The 15144-nt window shown below is 59.2% G+C and carries 12 protein-coding genes; 6 read left to right on the top strand and 6 right to left on the bottom strand.

Annotation, left to right across the window (positions count from 1 at the left end; genetic code table 11):
- Window positions 1-5 precede the first annotated feature (5 nt).
- From HX823_RS28135 to codA, 5 genes are all read left to right on the top strand, one after another.
- Window positions 6-452 carry an N-acetyltransferase gene (locus tag HX823_RS28135; protein WP_177077840.1) on the top strand — a complete coding sequence of 149 codons (447 nt, stop codon included), beginning with the start codon at window positions 6-8 and terminating at the stop codon, window positions 450-452.
- A gap of 3 nt (window positions 453-455) precedes the next feature.
- Window positions 456-1079, top strand: coding sequence for an NUDIX hydrolase (locus HX823_RS28140; RefSeq protein ID WP_038844953.1), 624 nt, complete (start codon window positions 456-458; stop codon window positions 1077-1079).
- Between the two features lie 190 nt (window positions 1080-1269).
- Window positions 1270-2538 (top strand): cytosine permease, encoded by a 1269-nt coding sequence (gene codB / locus HX823_RS28145; RefSeq protein ID WP_038844954.1) that lies wholly within the window; start codon window positions 1270-1272, stop codon window positions 2536-2538.
- Window positions 2535-3740, top strand: a complete 1206-nt coding sequence (locus HX823_RS28150; RefSeq protein ID WP_177077841.1) for a PucR family transcriptional regulator ligand-binding domain-containing protein — start codon at window positions 2535-2537, stop codon at window positions 3738-3740. The genes codB and HX823_RS28150 overlap by 4 nt, the downstream gene beginning before the upstream one ends.
- 27 nt (window positions 3741-3767) lie before the next feature.
- A complete protein-coding gene (gene codA, locus HX823_RS28155; protein WP_177077842.1) occupies window positions 3768-5003 on the top strand; it encodes a cytosine deaminase in 1236 nt (411 codons plus the stop codon).
- 9 nt (window positions 5004-5012) lie between these two features.
- On the opposite strand, the gene HX823_RS28160 is transcribed toward codA, so the two are convergent.
- The 5 genes from HX823_RS28160 to HX823_RS28180 form a co-directional block, all read right to left on the bottom strand.
- The gene (locus HX823_RS28160) at window positions 5013-7163 is read right to left on the bottom strand and encodes a lipase family protein (RefSeq protein ID WP_177077843.1); all 2151 of its coding nucleotides are present in this window, start codon (window positions 7161-7163) and stop codon (window positions 5013-5015) included.
- 14 nt (window positions 7164-7177) lie between these two features.
- The gene (locus tag HX823_RS28165; RefSeq protein WP_177077844.1) at window positions 7178-7942 is read right to left on the bottom strand and encodes a hypothetical protein; all 765 of its coding nucleotides are present in this window, start codon (window positions 7940-7942) and stop codon (window positions 7178-7180) included.
- Window positions 7935-8771 (bottom strand): DUF4123 domain-containing protein, encoded by an 837-nt coding sequence (locus HX823_RS28170; protein ID WP_177077846.1) that lies wholly within the window; start codon window positions 8769-8771, stop codon window positions 7935-7937. Before HX823_RS28170 ends, HX823_RS28165 begins: the two co-directional genes overlap by 8 nt.
- The gene (gene tssI, locus HX823_RS28175; RefSeq protein WP_177077847.1) at window positions 8771-10789 is read right to left on the bottom strand and encodes a type VI secretion system tip protein TssI/VgrG; all 2019 of its coding nucleotides are present in this window, start codon (window positions 10787-10789) and stop codon (window positions 8771-8773) included. Before tssI ends, HX823_RS28170 begins: the two co-directional genes overlap by 1 nt.
- A 305-nt stretch (window positions 10790-11094) precedes the next feature.
- Entirely contained in the window at window positions 11095-12069 is a 975-nt protein-coding gene (locus HX823_RS28180; RefSeq protein WP_177077849.1) for a diaminopimelate epimerase, read from the bottom strand.
- Between the two features lie 350 nt (window positions 12070-12419).
- Between HX823_RS28180 and HX823_RS28185 the strand changes: the two genes are divergently transcribed.
- The gene (locus HX823_RS28185; RefSeq protein WP_038844968.1) at window positions 12420-13571 is read left to right on the top strand and encodes an MFS transporter; all 1152 of its coding nucleotides are present in this window, start codon (window positions 12420-12422) and stop codon (window positions 13569-13571) included.
- A gap of 58 nt (window positions 13572-13629) precedes the next feature.
- Here HX823_RS28185 and HX823_RS28190 read toward each other — a convergent pair whose 3' ends face one another.
- Entirely contained in the window at window positions 13630-14547 is a 918-nt protein-coding gene (locus HX823_RS28190; RefSeq protein ID WP_256350289.1) for a hypothetical protein, read from the bottom strand.
- Between the last annotated feature and the right edge of the window lie 597 nt (window positions 14548-15144).

Here is a 15144-nt window from a genome sequence, read left to right on the forward strand (position 1 = left end):
CTGCAATGATGCGCCCCGCCACTGCTGATGATGTTGCTGCCATTGAGGCTATCGCCCAGGCCGCCTACTCGCCGTACATCGAACGGATCGGCCGCAAGCCCGGCCCGATGCTGGAGGATTACCGCCAGTGGGTGCAGGCCGGTGGCGTACATGTGCTGGAAAATGCTGGGAGAGTTCAGGGTTTTATTATCCTGCTGGATGATGGCAACGCGCTGTTGCTGGATAACCTGGCGGTCGCCCCAGAAGCCCAAGGGCTGGGCTTTGGGCGATTGCTGATGGACTTTGCCGAGCACCAGGCGCTCGATGCCGGCTTCATGGCCATTCGGCTGTACACCAACGAAGCCATGACCGAGAACATTACGCTGTACACCCGTCGAGGCTATGTCGAGACCCACCGGGCCGAAGAACACGGCCTGCGCCGGGTGTACATGCTCAAACAACTCGCGGAGTAACCCATGGAAAACACTTGGCTGGCCCAGGCCAAACGCTTGCAGGCGCTGGCGTCCACGGGGCTGCACTTTTGCACCGATGATTTCGAGCGCGAGCGCTTGGAAGAAATTGCCGAGATTGCCCACACCATGCTCGCGCAATTGGGCAATGTGCCCTTGGAGCGCATCACCGGGTTGGTTACGGACTTCGCCAAACGCTACTCGACGCCAATGATCGATGTGCGCGGTGCGGTCATCCAAGGCGATCGGATTCTGTTGGTTCGGGAGTTGACCGACGGCTGCTGGGCGCTGCCGGGTGGTTACGCTGATATCGGCTTGTCGGCGGCGGAAAACATCGTCAAGGAGATTCGCGAAGAAGCCGGGCTGACGGTGACCGCGCGGGCCCTGTACAGCGTGACGCACAAGGCCAAGGGCTTGTATCGGCCGGACGTGCGCGATTTCTACAAGCTGTACTTCCTCTGTGAACCCGTAGACCAGTCGGCGCCGATGGCGGGGTTCGAGACCACCGAGGTGGGCTTTTTCCGCCTGGATGAGCTGCCACCGCTGTCCCGTGGGCGCACCATCGAAAGTGACCTGGAAGCCGCATTCGCCTTCCATCGTGGCGAGACCACACAGACGCTGTTCGACTGATCCAATTTGTATCACTGCTGCACCGCTTTCGTGCCCGACTGGGCACGGCGAACACTCCTTCCAGCGTTTCTCCCCTGTTTGGCTATAAATAATGTGCACGGTGCACAGCGCCCGCCGTGCGCACATCACTGCCGCCGGTTTGGCACGCGCGGTGCAATAGGCCTGCGTCACTCATTCAGGGAGCAAGCACATGACGCAGCAAGAACCGGGCAACGATTACCCCCTCAGCGAAGTCCCGATGCATGCGCGCAAAGGCCTGGCGTCTACCGCCATGGTGCTGCTGGGCTTTACCTTTTTTACCGCGACCATGTTTGCCGGCGGCAAACTGGGTGTGGCGTTCAGCTTCACCGACATGCTTGGCGTCGTAGCCTTGGGTAACCTGCTGCTGGGTATCTACGCCGCAGGCCTGGGTTACATTGCCTTCAAGAGCGGGCTGAATTCGGTGTTGATGGGGCGCTTCTGCTTTGGCGAAATGGGCAGCAAGCTCAGTGACTTGATCCTCGGTTTCACCCAGATCGGCTGGTACGCCTGGGGCACCGCCACGGCCGCCGTGGTGCTGGGCAAGTATTTCGAGTTGGGCCAGGGCAGCGTCCTTGCGTTGATGGTGCTGTTCGGCCTGGTGTTCTGCGCCACGGCCTACATTGGCTATCGCGGGCTGGAGATCCTGTCCTACATCGCGGTGCCGGCGATGGGTATCCTGCTGTTTCTGTCGATGTGGGTGGCCACGGTCAAAGTCGGCGGGCTGGATGGGCTCCTGGCGGTGGTGCCGACTGGCGAACTGGACTTGTCCACGGCGATCACCCTGGTGTTCGGCACCTTTGTCAGCGGCGCGACCCAGGCCACCAACTGGACGCGTTTTTCGCGTTCCGCCAAGGTGGCCGTGCTGGCCAGCCTGATCGGTTTCTTTATCGGCAACGGTTTGATGGTGCTGATCGGCGCCTACGGTGCCATCGTCTATCAGCAACCGGATGTGGTCGAAGTATTGCTGCTGCAAGGCTTCGCCATGGCGGCGATGGCCATGTTACTGCTCAACATCTGGAGCACCCAGGACAACACCATCTACAACTTCGCGGTGGCCGGCTGCAACCTGCTGCGCACCAAGCGGCGCAAGACCGTGACCCTGGCCGGCGCGGTGATCGGCACGCTGCTGGCGTTGCTCGGCATGTACGACATGCTGGTGCCGTATTTGATTCTACTGGGCACGGTGATTCCGCCGATTGGCGGGGTGATCATGGCGGACTTCTTCTATCGCTATCGCGGCCACTACCCGCGCCTGGCGGATGCGCGCCTGCCGGCGTTCAACTGGCCAGGGTTGGTGGCCTATGGGGTGGGCACGGTGCTGGCGTTCAACTCACCTTGGGTCGCACCGTTGGTGGGTATCGTGGCCGCGTCGTTGACCTACATCGTGCTCACCGCCGTACTTCGCGTGCGTGCGCCCTTGGCTGACGCCCAGGCATGAGCCTGACCCTCGCCGATGTGCTGGCCTTGCCGGGCCTGGAGTCCATGCGCCTGCGTGCCGGCGCCGCTGGCCTGGATAATGGCGTGCGTTGGCCCTATGTGGCGGAAAACAGCGGCATCGCCGAGTGGGTGTTGGGGGGTGAGTTGGTGTTCGTCACCGGGATCAATCACCCACGCGACGAAACCAACCTGCTGCAACTGCTGGAGGAAGCCTGCGAACGTCAGGTGGCCGGACTGGTGATTCTGACGGGGCCCGCGTATATCCAGGCGATTCCCCAGCGTTTGCTCGACGCCGCCGAAACCGCCGGCATGCCGCTGATCGAACAGCCCTATTCGTTGAAAATGGTGCTGGTGACACAGGCCATTGGCTCGGCGCTGATCCAGTCCGAGCAATTGGGACGCTCGCGGCATGATGTACTGGAGCGCTTGCTGACCGGCGATTACCAATCCCTGGATCTTTTGTTGCACCGGGCCACGCAGTTGGGCATTCCTTTAGCTGAGCATTGGCAGGTGGTTCAACTGCAACTGGAAGGCAGTGAGTTGCTGTTTGCCCAGGGTGATGCGGCTTCTGTGGAGGTGCAGTTGGCCCGCCAACATGACGGTATCAGCCGTCGATTGCGTCAACTCTCGGCCGGTTTGCCGGTACTGGGGCGGGCCGGGCAATGGACACTGCTGCTCCCAGCTCCAGATGCTGTCGCAGCATTGGCTAATCGCCAGCAATTGGCCAACTGGCTCAACCCATTGAACCTGCGCCTGGCACCGCTCAAACTGTTTATCGGCCTGAGCGCCGCCGCTCACCCACCGGCACGCCTGGCCCAGGGACAGGATGAGGCCCGCCAGGCGCTTGCCGCTGCACGACGTTTCAGCGAACGCGCCGGGTTATGCGTGTACGACGAACTGGGCGTGCTCAAATTGCTCAGCGGCGTGCGTGATCGCGCCCTGCTCGACCAGTTTCTCAACGAACGCCTGGGCCCATTGCTGCGCCACGACCTGCACCACGGCCCCAGCCTGATGCCCACCCTGGAAGCCTGGTTCCATGAGAATGGTAACCTTGTGGCCGCCGCCCAGCGGCTGGCTGTGCACCGCAACACCCTGACGCACCGCGTCCAGCGCATCGAAGCCCTGTGCGGGCTGACGCTGGATAATGCTTATGATCGCCTGGACATCGGTATAGCGCTGATGATCTGGCGACTGTCCGCCTGATTGTTTTTAGCCAAGAGGAACTTGCCCATGCACATCATCAACGCCCGCCTGCGCAACCGTGAAGGCCTGCATGATCTGCACCTGGAACATGGCCGGATCGCCAGTATCACGCTGCAATCAGGATCACCGATTGCGGCAGCCGACGACCTGGACGCTGCTGGCAACCTGGTGATTCCACCCTTTGTCGAACCGCATATCCATCTCGATGCCACCCTGACCGCTGGCGAACCGCGCTGGAACATGAGCGGCACCCTGTTCGAAGGCATCGAGTGCTGGGGCGAACGCAAAGCCACCATCACCCAGGAAGACACCAAGACCCGCGCCAAGAAGACGATCCAGGCCCTTGCCGCCCACGGGATCCAGCATGTGCGCACCCACGTCGACGTCACCGACCCGGACCTCACCGCGCTCAAGGCCATGCTGCAAGTGCGTGAAGAAAGCACGCACCTGATCGACCTACAGATCGTCGCATTCCCCCAGGAAGGCATCGAGTCCTATCGCAACGGCCGCGAACTGATGGAAGAAGCCATCCGCCTGGGCGCCGACGTGATCGGTGGCATCCCCCACTTTGAATACACCCGCGACCAGGGCGTGAGTTCGGTGAAGTTCCTGATGGACCTGGCCGAACGTACCGGCTGCCTGGTGGACGTGCATTGCGACGAAACCGACGACCCGCACTCGCGCTTTCTCGAAGTGTTGGCCGAAGAAGCCCGCAGCCGCGACATGGGGGCCCGCGTCACCGCCAGCCACACCACCGCCATGGGCTCCTACGACAACGCCTACTGCGCCAAACTCTTCCGTCTACTGGGGCACTCGGGGATCAGCTTCGTCTCTTGCCCCACCGAGAGCATTCACCTGCAAGGCCGCTTCGACAGCTTCCCGAAACGCCGTGGCGTCACCCGGGTCAATGAACTGCTGGAAGCCGGCATGAACGTGTGTTTCGGCCAGGACTCCATCGTCGATCCCTGGTATCCCCTGGGCAACGGCAACATCCTGCGGGTATTGGAAGCCGGTTTGCACATCTGCCACATGCTCGGCTACCGCAACCTGCAAAGCGCCTTGGACCTGGTGACCGACAACAGCGCCAAGGCCATGGCCCTGGGTGAGCGTTACGGCCTGGAGCCCGGACGGCCCGCCAACCTGTTGATACTCTCGGCGGACAGCGACTATGAGGTCATTCGCAGCCAGGGCTTGCCGCTGTACTCGATCCGCAACGGCAAGGTGTTGATGAAGCGTCAGCCGGCGCAGGTGGAGTTTGTGTAAACGCCAGGCTCAGACGATAGAGTCGATATCCAGCGTTTGCGCCCTCCCCCATTCGTGATGCAACGCGGGAGGAATGCGGGCGACTTGCGACAGTTCACGGTTTTCACGGTGGCTGAACCAGCGCTTGAGGCTGGGTTGCAAGTGGGCGCTATGGGCCTGGCTGCCGTAGACATCTCGGGCTTCCAGGCGTCGCCAACGTAGGGTCGCAAGGCGCTCACGGCTGGTGTGCAAGCGGTCGATCTCGCTGTTCAAGGCATCATGATGTTCATAGCCCCGATCGTTGGCGGGCCTGAGACGGGCCAGTTCCCGACGCTTGTTGCGCAGTTGCTCGCGCATGGTTTCAAGTGCTAGGTCGAGCAACTCGAACTCTCTTGGCGTGACCAGCGGGCCGTTGCTTTCCTGGGTTTGTTGCCAGCGACGGAGCGTCGCCCAGGCCGCCGGGATGTAGCTGGCGGTCATGAAGTGCTGGTTGGCCTGGAACAGCTGTTTCAGCAGGTTATCCCGCTCGGGCATATCACCATGGAGTTGCAAGGCTCGGTTGCAACCGGCCTCCTGGATGGACTCACAACCGGGCTTCCACAACACCGAAGACTGTGTGCCGTCCGGCAACATGATCGGCATGAAATGGTGTTGTTCGCCGTGGTGTTGGTAAGGGTTTCCACCAAGGCGAACCAAACCGGCGGCGAACAGCAGGCCGCCCGGTGCAGGAGCGGCGAACAGTGTGACGGCGCCGGGGATCCAGAGTTTGGCGGTGGTGTTCATCCATGGGGCTGGCACGCTGGGGACGGGGTCGTTGTGATTGACGATGCGATGGTGGACCAGGGTTGAGGCGCCCTCGGTAAATTCGGAGTCGGCGGCACGGGGGGCGCCGTAGGTGTAGAGGAGGATGTTGTAGTTACGGTCCTGGGTACGACGTAGCCCTTCTGCCAATAACAAGGCAATTGCACCGCCAAGGCTGTGGCCGCAGATGATTATTCGTTGGTCGGTATGGAATTGATCGAGATACCGCAGCACGAAATCACGCATCGCCCGGTAAGCCTGATAAAAACCTTGGTGGGCCTTGCCGACACCTTCTGTGAAAGGGACCTGATGGGCGTTTGCATCTCGCATCCCGTCTGCGGCGCTGGCAGTTCCACGCACTGCAATCAGGATTGCTTCATCGTGGTGGGTGATAAACGCTTGGGTATCTGTACCAAAATGCTCATCATCGAAAAAGTGCAACCGCGCTGGATGTTCTTGCTTTTCCCTAAGCTCCGGTCGGTTTTGTGGGTACATCGAGGGATCGAAAGGCAGAATCTCGAAGCGCTGAGAGTAAGAGACTTCTTCGTAAATGGGGTAGAAACGCTTCACTTGTTCCGCATCAAACCGCCAAGCCTGTTGATAACCCGAAAGACTTTCAGCGAATAGATGCCCAACACTGGGATCGTGAGGGAAGCCAACTTGGTCTTGGGGACTTTTAGATGGCTCCTGACCGAAATTGCAGTAACTCAAAGTCGCCATCAATGCTAGTTGATAGAGATTCAAGGCGCAAAAGCTGTCGTCGGTTGAAAGTATCGGACGGAAGGCCCGTAGTGGTCGAACCTCCAGAGCGGTGTGGTTGTTGGGAAACAATACGATTCCCGCCAAGTTTGATTGGGGTGGTCCGAACCCCAGGTCGCCCATCATTTTCAATGCGTGCCGCTGGGGTTCATGACTCCGAGGTGCAATCGGTGGCAAGTGGGCGACATGGCGGACTAAATCACGCACTTCCACCTGATAGAACCGGTTGGCCTTTTGCTGAGCAGGATTACTTTTGGGGCGCTGACCATCAGCGGCAGCAAAGCGAGCCTGCTCAGCCCGAACTTGAAGCTCGGTGATAGGGAGCTTGTAGGTAGAACGCAACATCAGCCAATGATATGGCTGCTCTTCGCCTGAATACAGGTCATCAAAAATAAGTACCACGGGCCCACAGTAAATATCTTGCACCTTGGCAAACCCTTCTCCATTGAGCCTGCCTTTGTACTCCTGCCCTGCACTATCGTAGACGGTGTAAGGCAGGCCACCGTATAACGTTCCCACGCCCAGTTCATCGACCAGGCTAAAGCTCACCCAATGCCCGCGCAACGAACAGGCTGGTTTGCTATCACTGAAAAAAGCTTGCTTCCTTGCATCCAGCTTCATGGCCTTGCTCCTTGTTATTCACATGACGGATAGACATCACAGACGCGGCCATCCGGCATTTTTACTGGTTTAAAGTCGGAGGTGTTGCCGTTACAAAACGCATAAATATCCTCAAAGCTTTTACCTTTACAACGTTTCCAGCCGCCTGGTACTGCTACCCAGTTGTCACCAACAGCCGGTTCTTCCTCACCAACGACAGTCACTACCATCCTGAGCGTTTTCCCTGGTAGCCGATCTCTTTGCACAAGACCTGACAACGAACTCACTTTGCTCGCATAACTGCATTTTAGAATCTTGATGATCGCGTGCTGGGGCCCCACTGTCCGAAACGACCACTGACAACGCCGATGCAACTCCTGAATCCCCGTCGCTGGCATCCCAAATTCATTAACGTCCGAATCATCTAGAATTGGGAAACCTGTGAGGTCTCCCCCAACATCCGTATCTCGCTTCCCCCACTTCGCATACAGATCAAAATCCACACTTCGTAAAACCGTAGGGCAACCTTCAATCACCTCACTCAACGGCAACTCAAAACTCACGCGCTCGGCCACAGGCTTGTAGCTCGCAATAAAAATCTTCCGCTCCGGTCGCTTGCCCCGACGCCTAGGCAACATGCAGGTTTCCCCTGTCGCAGGCCCGTAGTTGGCACCACCGATGAAACGGAACTCCGCCGGCAGATCAACCTCCAGCGTAAAGCGATCAACCGGCTTGCCCGCACACCCTGTCAGCCCCAGCATCCCCACCACACCCCATACACCTAGGCTTCTTTTATTCATCCTTTCCCTCCATTGATCGCCACTGCTCCACCACCCGCTCAAAGTGATCCTCTGGGGCTTCCCCAACCAGCGGTTGCCACCGAATGACGCTGCTGCGGGTGGCCTCCTCCAACCTTCGTACCACCAGAAACGCCAATCGCTCCGGGCCCCGCCATCGCCAGGTACGCGCCTGCTCCAACACTTGGCTCAGCCAAATTCTCGGGTCCTGGAATTCCACCAGTGCGACCAGGTCTTCGCTGTGTTCGGCCAACAGATAACGCAGGATATTGGCGTGCAGGATGGCTTCGGCATTCGGGTTGGGTGTGTTCAGCCAAGGGACCGGATCAGGTAGCGGATACTCGCCGGGAGCCGGGTTATCAGCCATTCGCCAGCGGCCTTCGTGCCAGTAACACAGGCTGATCAAGGGGCCGAGGAATGCCGGCCAGTGCTCAGGGCATAGATAGTCCAGCGCACGCGCGAGGGTACGGTTGTCGTGAAAGCGGTACAGCGATTGCTCGCCCTCCGGCCCCGTCAGCAAACGGTCGCGCCAGTGCCGGGTCACGCTTGTCAGGTCCTCGCCTGGCAAGCTGCCCAGCCAGCCCCAGTGACCCTCGGGCTGTTGCAAGAGGTCTCGTAATGCAGGCTCGCTCATCTGCTTCAGCAGCAGGATGGCGGGACCGTCCATCATGAGTTCCGCCAGCACAGTCTCACCATAGAAGCTGCGGTAGTCCGACAAGCTGCGCACTGCCAGCAGTCGTTCGCGTGCGGCGTTCTGTCCCTCAAGGATCAAACACAGATGCCGCCCTGCCTGCTGTTGTTGGGCCATCCATTGGCCTGGCATGTCCTGCATCAGGCAGCCCTCCCCGGCAGATCACAGAGGCCTTCACGGCAGCGTTCGCACACTGGGCAGTAGTCCGCCCCCAGTTGTCGGGCCAGGTTCATGGTCGAGCCTTGTACCTTGGAGACCTCTGGCGCACCGGCCATTCTCATGGCGCTCGCCAACGGGGTCGCAGACGGTGAGCCGCCAACGGCAATGGGACGACTGCTGAAAATGCCACCAGCCTGGATGACCAGATGCTCTCCACCCGCCTTGAGACTCAGCTGCGCACCGGCATCGATTACCAGGCTGGCACCGGACTTGAAGTGAAGTTGCTGCCCAGCCTCGATGACCAGGGTCTGCGCCACCTGGGTCCGGCTATCGCCTTGTACATCAAGGTAGTCATTGGCCTTGAGCACCACTTTGCGGTCGCCGGTGATGTGGCGATGTTCTTCGCCTTCCAAGTGAGCCGTGCTTAAGCCATGGACGACTTCTCGCCGCTCCCCCACGACCTCCAATCGACTGTCATGGCCGACCCTTTGCTCCAGGTCCCGCTGTGCACGCAGGTAGACAAGCTCCTCGCCACGGCGATCTTCCAGGTAGACCTCGTTGGCGCCTTCCCCCCCAAGGGAACTGCGGCTGCGCAAAACGCTACGGGTCTTGTGCTGCGGCAAGGGATAGGCCGGCCGGTGCAACGCATTCGGCAGGCAGCCGTTGATCAACGGGCGGTCGGGATCCCCGTCCAGGAAGGTCACCAACACCTCCATGCCCACACGCGGGATCATCGTTGCGCCAAACCCGTCACCGGCCCAGCCAGATGCCACTCGCACCCAGCAACTGCTTTTATCATCCGCCGTGTCCAGGCGGTCCCAATGAAAGCGCACCTTTACCCGACCATAGGCGTCGCAATGCACATCCTCACCGGCGGGCCCGGTCACGGTTGCGGTCTGGCTACCATTGATGGTCGGCTTGGGATGCCTGAGAGACGGCCGATGCACGGCCTGCCAAGGTGTTGCGGTAAAGCGATTGCGATAGCCGTGGAACGCGTCGGTTGCCGGTGTTGCTTCCTCCAGCACCTGGGGTTGATAACCCTCATGACGCACCGACGTGATCAGCCACAGGTCGTTGCAGGATGGATCGGGATGATCTCGTATCTCAAGGAAGTGCCCACTGCGCAGCACTGGCTGATCACTCTTGCCCAATGCCCGATGCCGATCGCGCTGGTGACGCTCCAGGCTCCGATGCGCCAATTGCTTGCCACGGGTATGACCGGTGAACCCTGCCGGGTACTGATAGTCCTCAAGGGGGAGTGTCGACGCGACACCCGCGCTGTCGTGCAGGTGCAAGGAAGGATGTTCGAAGTCGTAATCACGGCGCACCGTCCTTTGGCTGCGGGTGGCCAAGCGCACGTCGAATCGCTGGATAACCCTTGTCTCGACTTGGGGTCCGCCGGGAGCGCTATAGCGTTGCCCGGGTAAACGCCCAAACACCGTCTGGTCATCACCAAATACCAGCAGATGATTGTCTAGGCTGTGACGAAAATGGTAGTGAATGCCTTCCTCTTCACAGAGCCGCTGGATGAAGTGCAGGTCGCTTTCTGCGTACTGCACGCAGAACGTACGCGCCGGATAAACCACCGGGCCAAGTTCAAACACGTAGGCATCCGCCAGGATGCCATGCTGCTCAAGGACCTGCGCGATGATCTGCGGCACACTGCGTTGCTGGAAAATCCTCTGGTCATGCCGATGTGCAAGACAGGCCAGCCGGGGCGCCAGGGTCAGGTGATAACGCGTGATGCGCCGACCTGGGTCGTCCCGTCCGATGGCGTAAACCTGCCCATGCAAGCCTTCGTTCGCTTCACCAAGATCCAGGTAAGCGGGTTGGTGGAGCAGCGCCTCCAGATCAAGGGAAGGGTTTTCGCTGACCACCTGTATATGGATGAAAAAGGGTTGATCGAGGACTTCATTACCTTTGAATGCCAGGACTTGCAAGGCAGTGTTTATCTGTGGAAGAACCAAATTGAAACGTGACGAAACAAACGCGTTAACCATCCGTGGGCACCCGCCGTTAATGAATGAAAACCCTGAGATACTTCCCCTTGCTGGACATCGAATCAGTCAGCAAGAGCAAGCGCTTGAATATCTCAAAGCTTAGCCATTCCGGGCGAAAATCGGCCGTTCCAAAATAAAACAGAAGTTTCGTACGACGAAGTTAGAAGTATCTTTTACAAGATAATAAAACGAACCCATGAAACACTGTTTATGAACAAGAAACGCCCTACACCGCAATTCATCAACATGACTAACCGATATAGAAACAGCCGACACCGAATCACAGTATCAGCCGTTAAACAACTTCACGGTTGCGGCTCTGCGGCCCCGAACAGACTGACGTTCAGTACAGTCTCGCCCTCGGTGTGCAAGCGAACCGGCGCAATGCCACCAGGCATCACCACTGCTACCTCGCCACTCTCGACCCAGCCCGCCCGCCACGCCGCACAAGCCACCGCACTGGCGCTGGTTCCGGAAGACGCGGTGGGTCCCTCTCCTCGCTCGAAGACCCGCGCGATGACTCGATTGCCGGGCTGGCGTGCCGCCCATTGCAAGTTGACGCCTGCCGCACAAGGCCGACCACCACCCGCCGGGGGCGCAAATGCAATGTTCTTCAAGGGCTCGAACAGGGCTGGCTGCTGCATCTGTGCGTTATCTGGCAATGCAGATAACCGCTCGACCAGCGTCACGCAATGGGGGTTGCCCACCCGCACGAATTGGCTGGTTGCCCACTGAGGGTTGATCGCCGCCAACTCGCTCACATGGCTCCGTTCAGTGTCATTCACACCCGCCTGCGCCCCCACTGCCGCAGCCCCGAAAGCGGGGGCTCCCAACTCAAGCCAGAACCCTGAAATCTGCTCACGGACGGCCGGTTCAACCCAAGTCGACACAGGTGAGACCGCGTCCGATTTGTCGTGGTGCACCCGCAACTCACAGGCCTCGCTCATCAGGGCCTGGTCAGTGAGTGCCTGGGCGAAAATCGTCAGGCCGTTGCCACTGCGCTCAGCCAGGGAACCGTCGGTATTGACGATCAGCAGGTCAAACGGCGGCTCGGCCTGGAACGGCCCGACCAGCAAGCCATCACAGCGATGGGCCTTGGCACCGGCCGGACGTGGCATTGAGCCCCACTCGCATTCGGACGCGATGGCCGACGAGGTCCAGTCATTGCGAGTGTACGCGGCCAGCGCAGCGCTCTCGGGCACATCAATGCCCATGTTTCTCAATGAGGTCGGGCTGACCACACCGTAGATATTGCCGCGGGCGTCGTAGAAAAGGGTCATGCCGCTGTGCGCCTGAAGTTTTTCATCGGTGGGTCCTTGTCGTTGCCTGAATATTGAGACAACAGCGTATTACAGAAGCGACCTACAGCGGGAGGCGGCCTGGAAGGTGGTAATCCACCACGAGAACCCAGGGGTTCAAAAGCCCCCACAGGGATTACGCACCTTCCAGAACGCCTCCTACACACTCGATACTGCTTGTGTGGCGGCGAACCGTCCAGGCGTTCCAGATGTGTAAAAATAAAATTCACGACCATCGCCATCTCAACGGAACGCGGCTCGCGCCTCATGGCCTGATGTGCAAGGATGTCACGCCGGACATCGTTCGTAGAACGCAAAACCAAGGATTTTTCATGACTGCCATCCCCACCTCAGCGCCCGTGGTTCCCGGGCGGCTGGAGCAAATGTCGACCCGTATCGCTTTCTTCATTGCCGGCTTCGGCATCGCAGCCTGGGCGCCGCTGGTGCCCTATGCCAAGGCCCGTGCCGATTTGAGCGAAGGCACTCTTGGCCTGCTGCTGTTGTGCCTGGGCGTCGGTTCGATCATCGCCATGCCTGCCGCCGGTGCGTTGGCCTCGCGTTTTGGCTGCCGGCGCGTGCTCAGCGCCGGGACGATCATGATCTGCCTGGCATTGCCGATGCTGGCGACGGTCAGTTCGATTCCGTTATTGATGGCCGGGTTGTTTCTGTTTGGCGCCGGCCTGGGAACGGTGGATTCCACAGTCAACCTGCAAGCGGTGATCGTCGAGCGGGCCAGTGGCAAGACCATGATGTCAGGCTTTCACGGGCTGTTCAGCTTGGGTGGGATTGTCGGTGCGGCGGGCGTTTCGGCGTTGCTGGGGCTTGGACTGTCACCGCTGCAGGCGACCCTGGTGGTGATCGTCATCACGCTGGCGGCACTGTTCAAGGCGGCGCCGCACCTGCTGCCCTACGGCAGCGAGAGTTCGGGCCCGGCGTTTGCCGTGCCCCACGGTGTGGTGCTGTTCATTGGATGCCTGTGTTTTATCGTGTTCCTGGCCGAAGGTGCGGTACTCGACTGGAGCGCCGTGTTCCTCAGCGCCGAACGCGGCTTGGACGAAGCCTATGCGGGACTGGGTTACGCGGCCTTTGCCTTGACCATGACTGCGGGTCGATTGACCGGTGATGCCATCGTGCGTCGGCTGGGCGCTACCCGGGTGATCGTGGCCGGCGGCGCGCTGGCGGCCGCCGGCACATTCCTCGCCACCTTGTCACCGGCCTGGGAAATGGCCCTGCTGGGTTATGCATTGATAGGCGCCGGTTGCTCCAACATCGTGCCAGTGCTCTATACCGCTGTCGGCAAGCAGACGGTCATGCCAGAACATATTGCCGTGCCGGCCATTACCACCCTGGGCTACGCGGGGATATTGGCTGGGCCGGCCGTGATCGGGTTCATCGCCCATGGCAGCAGCCTGGCGACCGCCTTTCTATTGATTGGCGTACTGCTGGCGGCGGTGGCGATCAGCGGGAAGATACTGCGCGTATGAACATAAAGCGGCATGAGCAGATTGAGTCTTTCAAGCGGCTCATGCGGGTTTGCGTAGGTTACTTCCCCTTCTCTTCCTTGTCGTTTTCAAGCCAGCGATCAATGCTGTAGTTCTTCAGCCAGCCATCGTCATTCAGGCTTCCGAAAGGGCTGTAACCATTGGCTTTGTAACTGTCCAGAGAGGCCATCAAACCCGGCCTCTCCATCAGGTTCTTGGCCAGGTACACCTGTTGCTCGCTGTACTTTTTCAAAGGAAACCCGGTGCGCACATCCCGCAGAGGTTCACCGTTGTTGCCTGTTTGATTGGGGTCCTTGGCGATTTCAATAATCGTGTCTTTATTCACGTACCGATGCCTTTGTGTACCGAAAAAGAACGTGCGGTCTTCCGATTTGTCCCGCCAGTCATCAAACATGCCCTTGAACGCCTGGACAACCTGAGCATCGGTTTTCGCATGAAATGGGTCCGCGCTCTGCGTATTGGGGTTGGTATTGCCGATCTGCGAGTCGCCAGCCTTGGTCAAGCTGTCATGCGTGATTTCACCGCCCTTCGCGGTGATCGCATCGTTCAATCGAGGACGGTTGAGTATCTCTCGCGCCAACATGATGGTGCGCTCCGAGACTTTGCTACTGCTGGGTTCTTCTTTGGCTATCTCCTGTAATGAACCTTGGGTCAGTCGGCCATCCTTCTTGAAAGCGTCCAGCAATGACAGGTTGTTTTTCAAGTCGGTCGCCAGCAGATGGTCGTCCGAGCTGACGAAGGGGTTGCCAACGTTCGTCATGCCTCCGTACAGGTTCTGACCGTCGAAGTGCCGGTCGGCTCCGTTCGCGAAACGGGTGTTGATTGACTGCGTTGCCGGTAGCGGCTTACCCAGTGCACGGGCATCGACCTCAAAGCGAGACTGACCAGTCCCCGTTGGCCCAGGCGTGTTGGACTCACCTGCTTGCGTATAGCTCAGATTATTGACACTACCAATCATGACTCACCTCCACCCTATCTAGATTTCGTAGCCTGGGCCTTGATTGCCTGATCTTCGAAAAGGCCTCGAAATCAAGATGGCACAAGCAACGATTGAGTGGTCCTGAGAAAACAACGGTTCCGAAGAGGGTCGTCCAAAACACTGGATATACCCCTGGGAATCTTAAGCGCTTGTAACCAGCTGCCCTGCTGCGCATCCATGCTCTGGAAAATCCTGGTGTGTGACACGGTGAAACCTAGCGCCGGGACACCTTGCTCCAAAGGCTCGCTAACATTGAAAACACAGGGTTGGGCGCCGACTGCTCCGTAAACAAACGAGAACCTTTGTCAAAATCCTCGGCGGTGGGCGCCTTGAAGCTGAACCTGGGTGAGGATGTGAGGTTCAGCTCTTGAGGTTTTCTTGAGTTTTGCGCCTCATGCGCCAGTGCAGTCACGGTCGATGCGGTATACGGAGAGTGACGGGAATCAAATGATGTCGAGTTCATGGTCCAGACCTAATCCGGTAGATGAAGGCCCCCATCGGCATTCAATGGCCGGTGGATATTGTCTTTGTGGTACGTCTTCGCGAACAGTTCCACATGATTGGGGTGTATTGGCT

This window comes from Pseudomonas sp. P7759, from assembly GCF_013386445.1.
Taxonomy (GTDB): domain Bacteria; phylum Pseudomonadota; class Gammaproteobacteria; order Pseudomonadales; family Pseudomonadaceae; genus Aquipseudomonas; species Aquipseudomonas azotoformans_A.

Excerpts from the sequence above, each read along its gene's own strand:
- HX823_RS28135 (WP_177077840.1), top strand. The coding sequence starts at position 6 with ATGATGCGCCCCGCCACTGCTGATGATGTTGCTGCCATTGAGGCTATC.
- HX823_RS28140 (WP_038844953.1), top strand. The coding sequence starts at position 456 with ATGGAAAACACTTGGCTGGCCCAGGCCAAACGCTTGCAGGCGCTGGCG.
- codB (WP_038844954.1), top strand. The coding sequence starts at position 1,270 with ATGACGCAGCAAGAACCGGGCAACGATTACCCCCTCAGCGAAGTCCCG.
- HX823_RS28150 (WP_177077841.1), top strand. The coding sequence starts at position 2,535 with ATGAGCCTGACCCTCGCCGATGTGCTGGCCTTGCCGGGCCTGGAGTCC.
- codA (WP_177077842.1), top strand. The coding sequence starts at position 3,768 with ATGCACATCATCAACGCCCGCCTGCGCAACCGTGAAGGCCTGCATGAT.
- HX823_RS28160 (WP_177077843.1), bottom strand. The coding sequence starts at position 7,163 with ATGAAGCTGGATGCAAGGAAGCAAGCTTTTTTCAGTGATAGCAAACCA.
- HX823_RS28165 (WP_177077844.1), bottom strand. The coding sequence starts at position 7,942 with ATGAATAAAAGAAGCCTAGGTGTATGGGGTGTGGTGGGGATGCTGGGG.
- HX823_RS28170 (WP_177077846.1), bottom strand. The coding sequence starts at position 8,771 with ATGCAGGACATGCCAGGCCAATGGATGGCCCAACAACAGCAGGCAGGG.
- tssI (WP_177077847.1), bottom strand. The coding sequence starts at position 10,789 with ATGGTTAACGCGTTTGTTTCGTCACGTTTCAATTTGGTTCTTCCACAG.
- HX823_RS28180 (WP_177077849.1), bottom strand. The coding sequence starts at position 12,069 with ATGACCCTTTTCTACGACGCCCGCGGCAATATCTACGGTGTGGTCAGC.
- HX823_RS28185 (WP_038844968.1), top strand. The coding sequence starts at position 12,420 with ATGACTGCCATCCCCACCTCAGCGCCCGTGGTTCCCGGGCGGCTGGAG.
- HX823_RS28190 (WP_256350289.1), bottom strand. The coding sequence starts at position 14,547 with ATGATTGGTAGTGTCAATAATCTGAGCTATACGCAAGCAGGTGAGTCC.